A 13948-nucleotide genomic window follows, 5' to 3' on the forward strand; every position below is an offset into this window, starting at 1 on the left:
GCGGGACAGTGACGTTAGGCGAACATGCCGGCCGAACCCATCGCCCGCGTCAGGGTCACCTCGATGACCACGCGCTGCGGATTGGGGCGGGGCTCTCGATAGCGGTCGGCGTACCGGCGCTCGGCATCGGAGATCGCGGCCGGCTCCCGGACCACCCGGGCCGGACCCTCCAGGGTCAGCCAGCGCGGACCGTCGACATGGGTCAGGGACGCGCGTGCGGAACGTTCGACGTTGCGCACCTTCTGGCTGCCGTCCACCGTGATGACCCGGGCGAGACCGGCCTCCGGATCGAAGGTGAAACCGACCGCCACCACGTGCGGTGTGCCGTCGGAACGGAGAGTGGCGAGCGAGGCGAGGTGATACTCGCGCAGCAGTTCACGGGCCTGCGGACTCAGCTCTCCGATCGAGTGCGCCATGCCGCCAGCCTACCGGCGCGGTCCGGCCGATCCGATGACACAGGTCCGATGACACAATGACGGCATGGGAACGATCGTGGTCTTCGGCGGACGCAGCGAGATCGGAGTCGCCACCGCGCAGCGGCTCGCCTCCGGCAACCGGGTGGTGCTGGCCGCCCGGCGCTCCGACGACCTGGATCCGCAACGGCGGCTGCTGCTCGACGCCGGCGCGACGGACGTGGTGGCGGTCGAATTCGACGCCGACGACGTCAGTTCTCACCCGGCACTGGTGCAGAGCATCGCCGACGACTACGGACCCCTGGAAGCGGCGGTCGTCGCCTTCGGCATCCTCGGCGACGCGGCACGCGCCGAGACGGACGTCGAACACGCCCTGCAGATCGCGCACACCGACTACTACGCGCAGATCAGCGTCATCACGCTCGTCGCCAACGTGATGCGCACCCAGGGGAGCGGCACCATCATCGTCTTCTCGTCGATCGCCGGAGTGCGGGTGCGGAAGGCGAACTACGTGTACGGCTCCACCAAGGCGGGTCTCGACGGATTCGCGAGCGGACTCTCCGACGCCCTCCACGGCACCGGCGTCCGCGTCCTCCTGGTGCGGCCGGGCTTCGTGATCGGAAACATGACGAAGGATCTGATGGCCTCCGGCACCGAGCCGGCGCCGATGTCGGTGACCCCGGACCAGGTCGGCGAGGCGGTCGCCGCCGCCTACCGGAAGGGCAAGACGGAGGTGGCGGTTCCCGGCCGGCTGCGCCCGGTGATGTTGGCGACTCGCTGGGTGCCGCGGCCGATCTGGCGCCGGATGTCGCGCTGAGGCCCGGGTTCAGGGAGCATCTGCGTCGAAGACGAAGCCCATCGGCGCCAGCACTCGGACCACGGTCTCCGCGACCCCCTCACCGAGTCCGGTGATCAGGATCTCCCGCCGCGCGGTGAAGGTGAGAGGCACGCCGATGGCGGCCAGGAATCGCGCCTGGCGCGCGGACAGCATCGAGCCCGGTGTCCGGGTACCGAGTTCCACCAGGCCGTCGTCGCCGCCGAACCAGCCGATGCGCGTCGGCCTGTCGGTGACGGGCTTCTCCTCGGCGACGGGGGAGGGCACGGTGTCGACCCGCTCCGGATCGACGTGCTCGCCGATCCGTGCACGGAGGTCGTCCACGCGGTGTGCGGGAACCTCCGGCACGTGAAGATCGGCGGACGAGGTGTACGACAGGCACAGATCGCCGCACTCTTCGGCGGCCGACGCGATCGCGTCGAGCGCCTCGGCCTCGATCCGGCCGTCGGACAAGCGGATCCGGAGCCGGTAGATCTCCACGGATGAACTCGACACATCCCCGAGATTAGCCCGGCTAATCTGGCCTCGTGTCCCCGTCATCGACCGGATTCGACGCCGCCCGCCGCGACGTCGACGCGCTTGCCCGGCTGATCGCCGCGCTGATCGGATCGGGCTTCTCCACCGGGGAGGCCTTCGTGATCGGCGACCGCTGCGCCTACGGCCTCGGCCTGAACGACGGGGCACTCCTCGACCTCGGCACCGCCGTCTCCGTCCAGTACGTGACCGACGACGGCCAGACCGTGGCGCGGACCGTGCCGCTCGATTCGCTCGGTGCCATCGACTGCCAGAAGATGAAGGAGCTGCATTTGCTGTCCGGCCGGGTGGGCGACGGAAGTCTCGATGCCGATGGGCTCGACTCGGGACTCGAGACGATCGCCGCCCGCAGCGGCCCCCGGGTGTGGACCATCACCGGAGGAATGGCGGTCCTCGCCTTCGCGATCGCTCTGCAGGTCGGTATCGGCTGGATTCCCGCGCTGGTCACCGCGGTCGTGCAGATCCCGGTGACGCTGTTCGGCGTCGCCGCCGGCCGGTGGGGGATACGCCGATTCTTCACCTCGGCCGCGCAGGCGGTGCTCGCCGCCGGTCTGGTGGCGCTGGCCTATCTGGTTCATCTGATTCACGGGATGGACGCGGCCGCCGCCGTCGGTGTGCCATGGCTCCTGACGATTCCGCTGCCGGTACTGATCGCGCTGACCGTCGACCTGGTCTACGAGCGGCCGATGAGCGCCCTCGCCCGCGGTGTGGTGGTCCTGCTCGGCGGCGGTGGCGTCGCTCTCGGTGCGGCGGCGGTGCTGACCGTCCTGGCCTCCATCGATCGGCCCGGCGAGCACGTCGTGGAACTCCCGACGCTGCCCCTGGTGCTCGGCCTCGTGTTCTCGATGATCGGCGCCGTGGCGAACGCACTCGGAAACGGCGGTTCCCGCGATCTGCTTCTTCCCGCGGCGGGCATCGGCCTCCTGACCGCCGGGGTCAATCAATCCCTGATCCACCTCGCCCACTTCCCCGGGGTGTGGGCGGCGATCGTCGCCTCCGCAGTGCTCGGCTATGCCTCCACCTTCTGGGAGCGCCGTAGCCCGTACCCGATCGGGGTGCTGGCCCTGATGGGCATCACCGGCGCGATCATTCCCGGACTGACGGTGTACGAGGGGATCGCCAAGACCGTGCTGGGCGAGTCCGGTACCGAGGACTTTTTGATGGCGTTGCTGACCGGTGTCGGCATCGGCGTCGGTGTCGCCTTCGGCTTCATGCTCGCCACCATCCGCGACCGTGTCGCCGAACGGATCTGAGCCCGGGAGCAAAACGGGCTTCTCGTGCGTTGTACCCAGCAGAACCCGGTGCGCTGTGTGCCGGAGCGGGGGTACCGGAGTGGGAAGGTCGGAACATGACGAAGTGGTTGTTCGCCGGATACGTGGTCGCCGAGATCGCGGCGTTCTGGGCGATGGTGCACTTCCTGGGCTGGGCGTGGGCGATCGTCATCACCGTCGCGGCCACCGCGGTCGGGGTGGCGGTGCTCGGCCGCCGGGCACGGGAACTGCGGGAGGAATCCCGCCGAGCCCTTCGCAACGAGGTGTCGCCCGGTGACACCCTCAGCCATTCGGCTCTGTTCGCCGGGGCCGCCGGCCTGACTGCTCTGCCGGGTGTCGTGTCGACGGTGGCGGGTCTCGTCCTGCTGGCTCCGCCGGTGCGGCAGCGACTGCAGCCGAAGGTGACCGCGGCGGCCACCCAGCGCGCGAACAAGCTCGTGGACCGCGTCACCCTGGTCCGGATGGCGCCGAGCGGTTATGTCGACGGCACCGTCGTCGACGGCACCGTGGCCGGTGAAGGGTATATCGACGGCAGCGTCGTGGACACGACGATCCGCAACCCCGACGGCAGCGTGCGGGTCGAGCATCCGGCGCTCCCTCCCGCCCGCGAACACTGACCACACCGCCGGTGGCGGCCTCCCGTCGTCTGAGAGACTGGGAGGCGTGACCACCCAGCTCCTTCTCGGCGGCGCCGTGTATTCCTCGCCGGCCACTCCCGACGCCACCGCCCTGGCCATCACCGACGGCACCGTCGTGTGGGTCGGCACCGACGACGTCGGCCGCGCGCTGCACCCGGATGCGGAGGTCATCGATCTCGGTGGGCGGTTCGTCGGGCCGGCCTTCGTCGACTGCCACCTGCATCTCGACCGATACCGGCCTGGCTCTGGGCGGACTCGACCTGACCGGGGCCCGCAGCCGTACCGACTGCCTGCGTGAACTGGCGGCCTACACCGCGGCCCACCCCGACGAGGACATCGTGTGGGGCCTCGGCTGGGATTCGTCGGCGTGGGGCGATGCGGGAGCGGGGGAGGACACCGCGCCGACCACCACCGACATCGATGCGGTCACCGGTGACTGTCCCGTCTACCTCGCACGGATCGACGAACATTCGGCCGTGGTCTCCGGGGCTCTCCGGCGTCTGGTGCCGGGACTGTCCGACGAACCCGGATACGACCCGGAGGGACCCCTCGTCGCCGGGGCGCACCATCGAGTCCGTGCCGCCGCGCGCGCTCTCATCAGCCCGGCCGGCCGCCGTCGTGCGCAGTTGCGCGCGCTCGATCACGCCGCGTCGCGAGGCGTCGTCGCCGTCCACGAGAACGGTGGACCCGACATCAGCGGCCGCGACGACTTCACCTCACTGCAGGAACTCGATCACCCCGTCCGGGTCCGCCGCTACTGGGGACAGTGCGTCGGCACCGCCGACGAAGCACGCGCCGTGGTCACCGAGACCGGCGCCGACGCCATCGGCGGCGACCTGTTCATCGACGGCGCCCTCGGATCCCATACCGCCTTGCTGTCGTCGCCGTACTCCGACCTCCCGGACACCTCCGGGGTCGCGTACCTCGACCCCGGCCAGGTGCTGAACCATCTGCGGGCCACCACCGAAGCCGGGATCCAGGCGGGATTCCACATGATCGGCGACGCGGCGGCCGCCATGGTCGCTGAGGCGATGTCGACACTGGCCGCCGAACTGGGCACGCCCGCGCTCGCTCGGTGCTTCCACCGGCTCGAGCACGCCGAGATGGTCACCGCTGAGCAGGCAGAGCTGTTCGCCCGATGCGGAGCCGTCGCCAGCATGCAGCCGATCTTCGACGCCCTGTGGGGTGGCAACGGCGCCCTGTACGAGCAGAGGCTGGGGGAGCGGGCCGCACGACTCAACGACTTCGCCGGGCTGGCGAAGGCCGGAGTCTCCCTGGCGTTCTCCAGCGACTCGCCGGTCTGTCCGATCGACCCGTGGGCCACCGTCCGCGCGGCGGCACACCATCACAATCCGCTCAGCGCGATCTCCCCGCGCGCCGCATTCGCGGCCACCACCCGCGGCGGCTGGCGCGCCGCCGGGATCAACGACGGATTGACCGGCACCCTGGTCCCGGGCGCCCCGGCGCATTCTGGCCGTCTGGGACGTCGAGGACCTGGTGGTCGCGGCATTGCATGAGGGTGTTCAGCGGTGGTCGACCGACCCCCGATCGCGGGTTCCGGCCCTGCCCGACGTGTCGCCGGGAGCGACGTTGCCGCAATGCGTGGCCACCATGGCCGACGGCGAGTTCGTGTACGGCGAACTCCGGTGACCGTCCGCCCGTGGGTGCGCCCGCTCGCCTCGGCGGCGGCAGGCGGCCTGATGTTCGCCGCCTTCCCACCCCGTGACCTGTGGTTCCTGGCGCTGCCCGCACTGGGCCTGCTGTACGCCTGCCTGACCGTGGGACGACCGCGGGTGCGGACGGGTGCTCTGTGCGGCCTCCTGTTCGGTCTGGCCTTCTTCCTGCCGTTGCTGCCCTGGATCGGTGTCTTCGTCGGGGCACTCCCATGGATCGCACTGTCGGTGGTGATGGCCCTGTACTGCACGCTGTTCGGTGTGATGGCCACCGTCGTCACACGCCTGCCCGCCGCGCCGGTGTGGTTCGCCGTCGTCTGGGTGGCGGTGGAATGGCTGCGATCGTCGTTCCCGTTCGGCGGCTTCCCGTGGGGCGCGGCCGCCTTCAGCCAGAACACCGGGCTGCTGCTGCCGGTGGCCCGCTGGATCGGCGTGCCCGGACTGTCGTTCGTCGTGGCCCTCGCCGGCGCCGGCCTCGCCCAGCTGACGATCGCCGCGCTGCGTAAGGACCGGTCGTTGCTGCCCGCCGGCGTGATCGCGACGGTCGTGCCGTTGACCGCGGCGGCCGTCGCCGGCCTCACCATGCCCGACCCCCACACGGGCCGGCACCTCCAGGTCGCCGCCGTCCAGGGCGGGGTGCCACGCATGGGCCTGGACTTCAACGAGCAGCGCCGTCAGGTGCTCGACAACCACCTCCGGGCCACCATGGCGCTCAAGCAGGACGTCGACGCCGGTACCCGGCCTCACCCGGAGGTGGTGCTGTGGCCGGAGAACGCCTCGGACATCTCGCCGCTGGACAATCCGGACGCGGCCGAGGAGATCCGCAGCGCGGTCGGCCTCAACGACGTGCCGCTGCTGTTCGGGACCCTGCTCGTGGACCATCAGGACGGTCGGCCCACGAACTCCGTGCTGCTGTGGACCGAGAACGGCGGGACGCCGGCGGATGCGCCGACCGGCCGCTACGACAAGCACATCGTGCAGCCGTTCGGCGAATACCTTCCGTGGCGCGGATTCTTCTCGAAGTTCTCCTCGTACGCCGACCGCGCCGGCGACTTCAAAGCGGGTTCGGGGCCGTCGGTCCTGGCCGTCCCGACGGACCGCGGCGACGTCGTCGTCGGTGTCTCGACCTGCTGGGAGATCGCCTTCGACCGGGCACCGCGGGCAGCGGTGCGTGAAGGCGCCCAACTGCTGTACGTGCCGACCAACAACGCGACCTTCGGCTACACCGACATGACCTATCAGCAACTGGCCATGTCGCAGGTGCGTGCGGTCGAGACCGATCGCTCGGCGGCCGTGGTCGCCACCAGCGGAGTGAGCGCCCTGATCACCCCGGACGGCAGGGTGGTCACCAACAGCCGGATCTTCGATCCTGCCGTGCTCAGCACGAATCTCCCGTTGCGGACGGACCGGACACTCGCGGTCCGGCTCGGGGCCTTGCCGCAGCTGATCGTGGTGGTCTGCGCACTGCTGGGGTTTTTGTTCGCGGCCCGTCGACATACTAGGTTCGATACGTTCTGGGTTCGGCCAGACGACGAACGGGAAGGGGAGACGCGAGCATGACCGATCAGAAGACCGGGCAGATCGTCGGACCGCAGGGAGCCGGCGGTCTCGTGGTGATCCCGACGTTCAACGAACGGGAGAACCTGCCCCTCATCGTCGGGCGACTCCTCGACGCGGTCCCCGACATCCATGTCCTGGTCGTCGACGATTCCAGCCCCGACGGCACCGGTGACGTGGCCGATCGACTGGCCGCCGACGACACGAAGAAGCGGGTGCACGTGATGCACCGCACCGTGAAGGACGGTCTCGGCAAGGCGTACCTGGCGGGCTTCGCCTGGGGCCTGGACCGCGACTACCCGGTCATCATCGAGATGGACGCGGACGGCAGTCATGCTCCCGAGCAGCTGCCGAGTCTGCTCGCCGCCGTCAACGACGGCGCCGACCTGGTGATCGGTTCGCGGTATGTGCCCGGCGGTAAGACGGTGAACTGGCCCAAGCGGCGCTGGTACCTGTCGAAGGGCGCCAACACCTACGCGCGGCTGGCCCTGGGGACCGATGTCAAGGACATCACCGCCGGCTATCGCGCCTATCACGCGGACGTGCTGCGCAGCATCGGCCTGGACGGCATCGACTCGGCCGGCTACTGCTTCCAGATCGATCTGGCGTGGCGGACGCTGCAGGCCGGCTACACCGTGGTCGAGGTGCCGATCACGTTCACCGAACGCGAGATCGGCGAGTCGAAGATGGACGGCGGCGTGATCGCCGAATCGTTCCTGAATGTCGCGAAGTGGGGCTGGCAGGGCCGCACCGCACGCTTCCGGCGATAGGACGGAGACAGAGAAGGACCCCGGCGCCACTGCACCGGGGTCCTTGTTCTGTTCTGAGGATCAGACGCTGCCGCCACCGCGCCGGCGCTGGCGGAGCAGTTCGAGACGCTCGTTGAGGAGAACTTCGAGCTCGTCCTCGCTGCGCCGCTCGAGCAGCATGTCCCAGTGGGTGCGCGGGGGCTTGACCTTCTTCTCCTCGGGCTCGGCGCCCTCGAGGATGGTGCCCTCCATGCCGTTCTTGCACGGCCACTTCGACGGGACCTCGGCGTCGTCGGCGAACGGAACGTCGAAGATCTCGCCGTTGTCGGTCCGGTACTGCACGATGCGGCGAGGCGCGAGATCGTGATCGCGGTCGGTCTCGTAGCTCACTGCGCCGAGACGGCTACCGCGGAGTACTCGATCAGCCATGGTGGCGTGCTCCTCTCACAAAGTCTTCGGTCCGGTCGGACCCGAACATCCATGGTACGCGTCCGGTCGCGCGTGGGTACTCGACGGGGACGCGGTACCTTTTATCCGTGCCCGCAGCGACCCGTCGAGAACGCCAGACCTGCGCCTGGTGCGGCCGCGAGATGGTCGACTCCGAGCGTGGCCGCCGCCGGAAGTACTGCAAGCAGTCGTGCCGGCAGCGGGCCTACGAACAGAGAACGCTCACCGAGGGCACCGCTATTCCCGCCGACGCGCTGATCCTCACGCCGAGCGAGGTGGCCGAGCTCGGCGATCGCATGTTCGCGCTGCGCTGCGCCGCCGAAGACCTTTCGACGGCTCTCGCGGAGGGCGAGGACGCGTCGGCGCTGACGCAGATGGCGGCGGACCTCGTTGAGGCCGCCCGCGATGCCGAGAGGCTGCGCTGATGAGGTCTCGTCGATGATCCTGCGCGTGTTCGGGGTGTCGATCGCCGTCACGATCGTCGCACTGGGCGTCGCCTTCGCCTACGGGGGATGGGACGCCCTTCTGGTGTGTCTGGTGCTCGGGGTGCTGGAGGTCTCGCTGTCGTTCGACAACGCGGTCATCAACGCGACGGTCCTGGAGCGGATGAGTGCCTTCTGGCAACGGATGTTCTTGACCGTCGGCGTTCTGATCGCCGTGTTCGGCATGCGCGTGCTGTTCCCACTGCTCATCGTCTGGGCGGCCGCCGGCCTGAACCCGGCGCAGGCCATGCATCTCGGCTCTGAACCCGCCACCGGGCGGCGCCTCGCACTTCGCGGACGGCCGCCCGAGTTACGAGACGCTCCTGACGCAGGCGCATCCCCAGATCGCCGCACTGGGCGGCATGTTCCTGCTGCTGCTCTTCCTCGACTACTTCTTCGATTCGGATCGCCTGTTCTGGCTCCGCCACATCGAGGGCCCGCTGGCGATCATCGGCCGCCTTCGGCACGCGTCGGTGGTCGTCGCGCTCGCCGTCCTGCTGATCGCGGCGTCGGTCGTGCCGTCGGACGAGCGTGCCACGGTGATGATCGCCGGCTGTCTCGGCATGCTCATGTACCTGTTGGTGCAGGGCCTCACCTCACTGTTTTCGCACTCGGACCCGGACGACGAGGAGGCCGACGACGATCTGGCGCCGACCTGGCCGAGGACCGGTCCACCGGTGCGCCCGAAACCCGTCCAGCAGGTCGGGAAGGCGGCGTTCTTCCTGTTCCTGTATCTCGAGCTGCTCGACGCGTCGTTCTCGTTCGACGGTGTGATCGGTGCGTTCGCCATCACCTCGGATCCTGTTCTCATCGCCCTGGGACTGGGCTTCATCGGTGCGATGTTCGTCCGATCCATCACGATCTACCTGGTGCGGGCCGGCACGCTGAGTGAGTACCGCTTTCTGGAGAACGGTGCGCACTGGGCGATCGGCGCACTGGCCGTTCTGCTGCTGGTGAGCCTGAAGGTCGAGGTCAACGAGGTGGTCACGGGTCTGATCGGCGTCTTCTTCATCGGCGCCGCGGTCCTGTCGAGCGTCCGTGCGAATCGGCGCGACCGTGCGCAGGCCGCCTGCGCGGTCCGCCGCTTAGACTCGACATCGTGAACATCCCGGATCCGGGCGAGCCCGCCGTCCGGCGGCAGCCGCTCAAGCGCGCGTCCGAGCTCCTGGCCCGGACCGATTCGAGCGAGCCGATGGTGAGGGCCGCCCGTTTCGCGCGACGGATGGCGCCCGGCGACACGGTCCCCGGCGACACGGTCCCCGGCGGCGCGACCACGCTCGACCGGCTCGCCGATGCGATCAACGATATGGCGGCTGAGCGTCCGAGTGCGGTCCGTGAACTCGGACTCGCGTCGGTGTCTCTGTGGCAGTCCCTCTGGAGGGGCAAGGCTCCCGATCCGACCGAGCCGCGCCCGGCGACGATCCTGTTCACCGATCTGGTGGACTTCTCGCGGTGGGCGCTCCGCGCCGGCGACGACAAGGTGCTCACCCTGCTCAGCGAGGTCAACCGGACCTGTGCCCAGGTGATCCGGTCGCACGGGGGACATGTAGTCAAGACCCTCGGCGACGGCACGATGGCGGTCTTCGCCGATCCCCGGGAGGGAATCGAGGCCGCGTTCGAGGCGGCCGGCGCGGTGAGCGCCATCCACCTCGATTCGTATCGCCCGGCATTGCGTGCCGGTCTGCACACCGGGGCGCCGCGGGCGGTCGGCGACGACTTCCTGGGCGTCGACGTCAACATCGCGGCCCGGGTCTGTGCGGCGGCCGGTGCCGGCGAGGTGTACGTCAGCCAGACCACTCTCGACGTGGTGGGCACCGAGGATTACGTGGTGCGGCGCAAGCGGTTCCGGGCGAAGGGCGTTCCGAAGGATCTGCGCGCGTACCGGGTGGTGCCCCGCTACGACGGCGAAACCCTGCCTCCGGTGGTGTGACGTCCGTGGCGGGTCAGGATCGCGGGGGCTTCGGCGACGACGAACTCGAGGAGTTCTATCGGGCGATCGAGTTCCGCACCGAGATGGCCCGACGTCCACGGGTGCGGCCCGCGTCGAACGTCAGCTATCCGGAACACGACTGCCCGACTCCGGAGAAGATCGCCTACGTGTCGGCCGATGCGGCGACCGCGGCGATCCTGGCGTTGTCTGCGGGGAGACGGGTTCAGGCGCTGTCGTCGTACGAGTGCGTCTGCGGATGGTGGCACCTCACCAGGTCCCACAGGCGCTGACCTCGAACCGCTCGCGTGAAAGACGACGACCCCCGACCGGATCGGTCGGGGGTCGTCGTCGATTCGATGTCGGTCAGATCGTGCGCCGCGAAGCGCCGAGAACGGCGAGCGGGGTGTGCGCGACCTGCATGTTCAGACGCTGATTCGGATCCATGGTGATCCGCTGGCCCACGCGGCGCGTGTAGGTACGCATCCGGGTGGCGAGATCGGGACTGACGCGATTCGACATGTCGTCCTCCTCTTTTCGTTGGTTCGTGTCCATACCTTTGTAACCGTCCGTACAGAAGATGTCAAGCGGCATTGGCCGCGTGTTCACCTTCCGTTCATCTGCGGTGGTTGTGAATCACGATCGACGGAGAGGAGTGGTGCGTCCACGATCATCGACCGCGGACGCACCACCGACAGTTCAGCGCTTCAGCTCGAAGCGATCCGCATCCATCACCTTGTTCCAGGCGGAGACGAAGTCCGCGACGAACTTCTCGGCGGCATCGTCGCCGCCGTAGACCTCGGCCAGGGCCCGGAGCTGGGCGTTCGAGGCGAAGACCAGGTCGGCGCGGGTCGCGTAGAACTTCTTCTCGCCGCTCTCCCGGTCGGCGCCCACGTAGGTTCCGTCCTTCTGCGGCGTCCACTTGACATCCATGTCCAGCAGATTCGTGAAGAAGTCCGTCGAGAGCGTCTCCGGACGATCGGTGAACACGCCGTACTGTGAACCGCCGTGATTGGCGCCCAGTACGCGGAGGCCACCGACCAGCACGGTCATCTGCGGCGGGGTGAGCGTCAGCAACTGGGCACGATCGACGAGCAGCGCCTCGGCGGGCACGTTGACGTCGTCGGCCACGTAGTTGCGGAATCCGTCCCAGCGCGGCTCCATGTGCGAGAACGACGCCACGTCGGTCTCGTCCTGGGACGCATCGGTGCGTCCCGGAGTGAACGGGACGGTCACCTCGACACCCGCGTTCCGAGCGGCCTGTTCGATGGCGGCGGCGCCACCGAGCACGACCAGATCGGCGAACGAGATCTTCTTGTCCGAGTTCGCGTTGAACTTCTCGGCGACGTCTTCGAGCACCCCGATCACCGTGGAGAGTTCGGCGGGCTCGTTGACCGTCCAGTTCCGCTGCGGTTCCAGGCGCAGTCGGCCGCCGTTCGCGCCGCCGCGCTTGTCGCTGCCCCGGAACGAGGCGGCCGCCGCCCAGGCGGTCTTGACGAGCTGGGAGACCGAGAGACCCGAGTCCAGCACCTGCTTCTTGAGGGCGGCGATCTCCTTGTCGCCGACGAGCGGACCGTCGACTGGAGGCACCGGATCCTGCCAGATCAGCGTCTCGGAGGGCACCAGCGCGCCACGGTAGCGGGATACCGGACCCATGTCGCGGTGGGTCAGTTTGAACCAGGCGCGGGCGAACGCGTCCTCGAACTCCTTCGGATGCTCGAGGAAGCGGCGCGAGATCTTCTCGTAGGCCGGATCCATGCGCAGTGCGAGGTCGGTGGTGAACATCATCGGTGCGTGGCGCTTCTCCGGATCGCCGGCGTCGGGAACGCTGGTCGAGCCGGCGTTGTCCTTGGGGCGCCACTGCTGGGCGCCGGCCGGACTCTTGGTGAGCTCCCACTCGTAGCCGAACAGGGTCCAGAAGAAGTTGTTGTCCCAGGTGGTGGGGGTGCTGTTCCATGCACCCTCCAGGCCCGAGGTGACGGCGTCGGTGCCGACACCGCTGCCGGCCGGGTTCTTCCAGCCCAGACCGACCTCCTCGAGGCCGGCGGCCTCGGGCTCGGGGCCGAGCTTGTCGGCGTCGCCGTTGCCGTGTGCCTTGCCGAAGGTGTGACCTCCGGCGATGAGTGCGACGGTCTCCTCGTCGTCCATCGCCATCCGGGCGAAGGTCTCACGGATGTCGACGGCGGCCTTGAGCGGGTCGGGATCGGCGTTGGGGCCCTCCGGGTTGACGTAGATCAGACCCATCTGGACGGCGGCGAGGGGATTGTCGAGGTCGCGTTCACCGGTGTAGCGGTTGTCGCCGAGCCATTCGTTCTCCGGTCCCCAATAGACTTCTTCGGGCTCGTACTTGTCCGGGCGACCGCCGGCGACGCCGAACAGGGGCAGGCCCATGTCCTCCATCGCGAAGGTGCCGGCGAAGATGATCAGGTCGGCCCAGGACAGGTTCTTGCCGTACTTCTTCTTGACGGGCCAGAGCAGGCGGCGCGCCTTGTCGAGGCTGACGTTGTCGGGCCAGCTGTTGAGCGGGGCGAACCGCTGCGTGCCGTGGCCGCCGCCGCCGCGACCGTCGCTGATCCGGTAGGTGCCGGCGGCATGCCAGGACATGCGGATGAACAGGGGGCCGTAGTTGCCGAAGTCGGCGGGCCACCAGTCCTTGGAGTCGTGCATGACCTGCTTGATGTCGGCCTTGAGTTCGTTCAGGTCGATGGTGTCGAAGGCATCGCCGTAGTCGAGGTCGCCGTCGTAGGGATCGGTCTCGACGGGATTCTCCGAGAGAAGTTTGAGGTTCAGCTGGTCGGGCCACCAGTCGCGGTTGCCGCCGCCTTCGGCGGGCGGGCGCATGGCGTCGTGCATCGGGCAGCCGGCAGGCGGGTTCTGGTCGACTTCTTCGAGGGGCTGTTCTGCGGACACGGGCTGTTCCTTTCGGTTGTCGGCTCTCTCAGGGCCGGTCGGGGGCTGGTGGGGAGGCGGCGGCCGCGCACCGGGGGCACACGCCCCAGTAGACGACTTCGGCTTCGTCGATCTGATAGCCGCGGTCGGTCAGTGGAGTCAGGCAGGGGGCGTGGCCGACGGAACAGTCGACGTCCTGCACGTCACCGCATTCGCGGCACACGAGGTGGTGGTGGTTGTCGCCGATGCGGGCCTCGTACCGGGCGACGTGCCCGGCGGGCTGGATCTTGCGGACGAGCCCGGCATCGGTGAGCGCGTGCAGGACGTCGTAGACGGCCTGCCGGGACACGTCGGGCGCCTGTGCGTGCACCGAGTCGAGGATCTCCTCGGTGACCGCGTGCGGATGTCCGGCGACCGCCGTCAGGACCGCGGTACGCGGCCGGGTGACGCGGAGTCCTGCGCCACGGAGGGCGGCAGCGAGCGCCTCCGGCGTGGGTGCCGGGTGCGGTGCGGTCGGATCGGACATGACTCCA

14 protein-coding genes and 2 pseudogenes are annotated in these 13948 nt (G+C 69.0%); 10 read left to right on the forward strand and 6 right to left on the reverse strand.

Annotation, left to right across the window (positions count from 1 at the left end; translation table 11 throughout):
* Nucleotides 1-14: 14 nt before the first annotated feature.
* Nucleotides 15-416, reverse strand: a complete 402-nt coding sequence (locus QM774_RS04240; RefSeq protein WP_414974697.1) for a pyridoxamine 5'-phosphate oxidase family protein — start codon at nt 414-416, stop codon at nt 15-17.
* Nucleotides 417-480: 64 nt separating this feature from the next.
* Between QM774_RS04240 and QM774_RS04245 the strand changes: the two genes are divergently transcribed.
* Nucleotides 481-1230 carry an SDR family NAD(P)-dependent oxidoreductase gene (locus QM774_RS04245; RefSeq protein ID WP_414974698.1) on the forward strand — a complete coding sequence of 250 codons (750 nt, stop codon included), beginning with the start codon at nt 481-483 and terminating at the stop codon, nt 1228-1230.
* 9 nt (nt 1231-1239) lie between these two features.
* Here QM774_RS04245 and QM774_RS04250 read toward each other — a convergent pair whose 3' ends face one another.
* The gene (locus tag QM774_RS04250) at nt 1240-1743 is read right to left on the reverse strand and encodes a hypothetical protein (protein WP_414974699.1); all 504 of its coding nucleotides are present in this window, start codon (nt 1741-1743) and stop codon (nt 1240-1242) included.
* A gap of 32 nt (nt 1744-1775) precedes the next feature.
* On the opposite strand from QM774_RS04250, the gene QM774_RS04255 reads away from it, so the two are divergent.
* From QM774_RS04255 to QM774_RS04275, 5 genes and pseudogenes are all read left to right on the forward strand, one after another.
* Entirely contained in the window at nt 1776-3035 is a 1260-nt protein-coding gene (locus QM774_RS04255; RefSeq protein WP_414974700.1) for a threonine/serine exporter family protein, read from the forward strand.
* Between the two features lie 95 nt (nt 3036-3130).
* On the forward strand, nt 3131-3670 hold the full coding sequence (locus QM774_RS04260) for an FxsA family protein (protein ID WP_414974701.1): 540 nt from the start codon (nt 3131-3133) through the stop codon (nt 3668-3670).
* A 46-nt stretch (nt 3671-3716) separates the two neighbouring features.
* Nucleotides 3717-5341, forward strand: a pseudogene (locus tag QM774_RS04265) (amidohydrolase).
* Nucleotides 5338-6924, forward strand: coding sequence for an apolipoprotein N-acyltransferase (gene lnt, locus QM774_RS04270; RefSeq protein ID WP_414974702.1), 1587 nt, complete (start codon nt 5338-5340; stop codon nt 6922-6924). The pseudogene QM774_RS04265 and the gene lnt overlap by 4 nt, the downstream one beginning before the upstream one ends.
* On the forward strand, nt 6921-7691 hold the full coding sequence (locus QM774_RS04275; RefSeq protein ID WP_414974703.1) for a polyprenol monophosphomannose synthase: 771 nt from the start codon (nt 6921-6923) through the stop codon (nt 7689-7691). The genes lnt and QM774_RS04275 overlap by 4 nt, the downstream gene beginning before the upstream one ends.
* A 60-nt stretch (nt 7692-7751) precedes the next feature.
* On the opposite strand, the gene QM774_RS04280 is transcribed toward QM774_RS04275, so the two are convergent.
* The gene (locus tag QM774_RS04280; protein ID WP_414974704.1) at nt 7752-8099 is read right to left on the reverse strand and encodes an RNA polymerase-binding protein RbpA; all 348 of its coding nucleotides are present in this window, start codon (nt 8097-8099) and stop codon (nt 7752-7754) included.
* A 161-nt stretch (nt 8100-8260) separates the two neighbouring features.
* On the opposite strand from QM774_RS04280, the gene QM774_RS04285 reads away from it, so the two are divergent.
* From QM774_RS04285 to QM774_RS04300, 4 genes and pseudogenes are all read left to right on the forward strand, one after another.
* Nucleotides 8261-8542 carry a hypothetical protein gene (locus QM774_RS04285; RefSeq protein WP_414976588.1) on the forward strand — a complete coding sequence of 94 codons (282 nt, stop codon included), beginning with the start codon at nt 8261-8263 and terminating at the stop codon, nt 8540-8542.
* A gap of 13 nt (nt 8543-8555) precedes the next feature.
* Nucleotides 8556-9702, forward strand: a pseudogene (locus QM774_RS04290) (DUF475 domain-containing protein).
* Nucleotides 9699-10529 (forward strand): adenylate/guanylate cyclase domain-containing protein, encoded by an 831-nt coding sequence (locus tag QM774_RS04295; protein ID WP_414974705.1) that lies wholly within the window; start codon nt 9699-9701, stop codon nt 10527-10529. The pseudogene QM774_RS04290 and the gene QM774_RS04295 overlap by 4 nt, the downstream one beginning before the upstream one ends.
* Nucleotides 10530-10534: 5 nt before the next feature.
* Complete coding sequence (locus QM774_RS04300; RefSeq protein WP_414974706.1) at nt 10535-10819, forward strand: hypothetical protein; 285 nt, start codon at nt 10535-10537, stop codon at nt 10817-10819.
* A 73-nt stretch (nt 10820-10892) separates the two neighbouring features.
* Here the strand turns inward: QM774_RS04300 and QM774_RS04305 are convergent, their stop codons facing one another.
* The 3 genes from QM774_RS04305 to QM774_RS04315 form a co-directional block, all read right to left on the reverse strand.
* Nucleotides 10893-11048, reverse strand: coding sequence for a hypothetical protein (locus tag QM774_RS04305; RefSeq protein WP_414974707.1), 156 nt, complete (start codon nt 11046-11048; stop codon nt 10893-10895).
* Between the two features lie 177 nt (nt 11049-11225).
* Nucleotides 11226-13436, reverse strand: a complete 2211-nt coding sequence (katG, locus tag QM774_RS04310) for a catalase/peroxidase HPI (RefSeq protein WP_414974708.1) — start codon at nt 13434-13436, stop codon at nt 11226-11228.
* A gap of 28 nt (nt 13437-13464) precedes the next feature.
* A complete protein-coding gene (locus QM774_RS04315) occupies nt 13465-13941 on the reverse strand; it encodes a Fur family transcriptional regulator (protein WP_414974709.1) in 477 nt (158 codons plus the stop codon).
* Nucleotides 13942-13948 lie beyond the last annotated feature (7 nt).

The sequence above is a fragment of the Gordonia sp. (in: high G+C Gram-positive bacteria) genome (assembly GCF_047600565.1).
Classification (GTDB): Bacteria; Actinomycetota; Actinomycetes; order Mycobacteriales; family Mycobacteriaceae; genus Gordonia.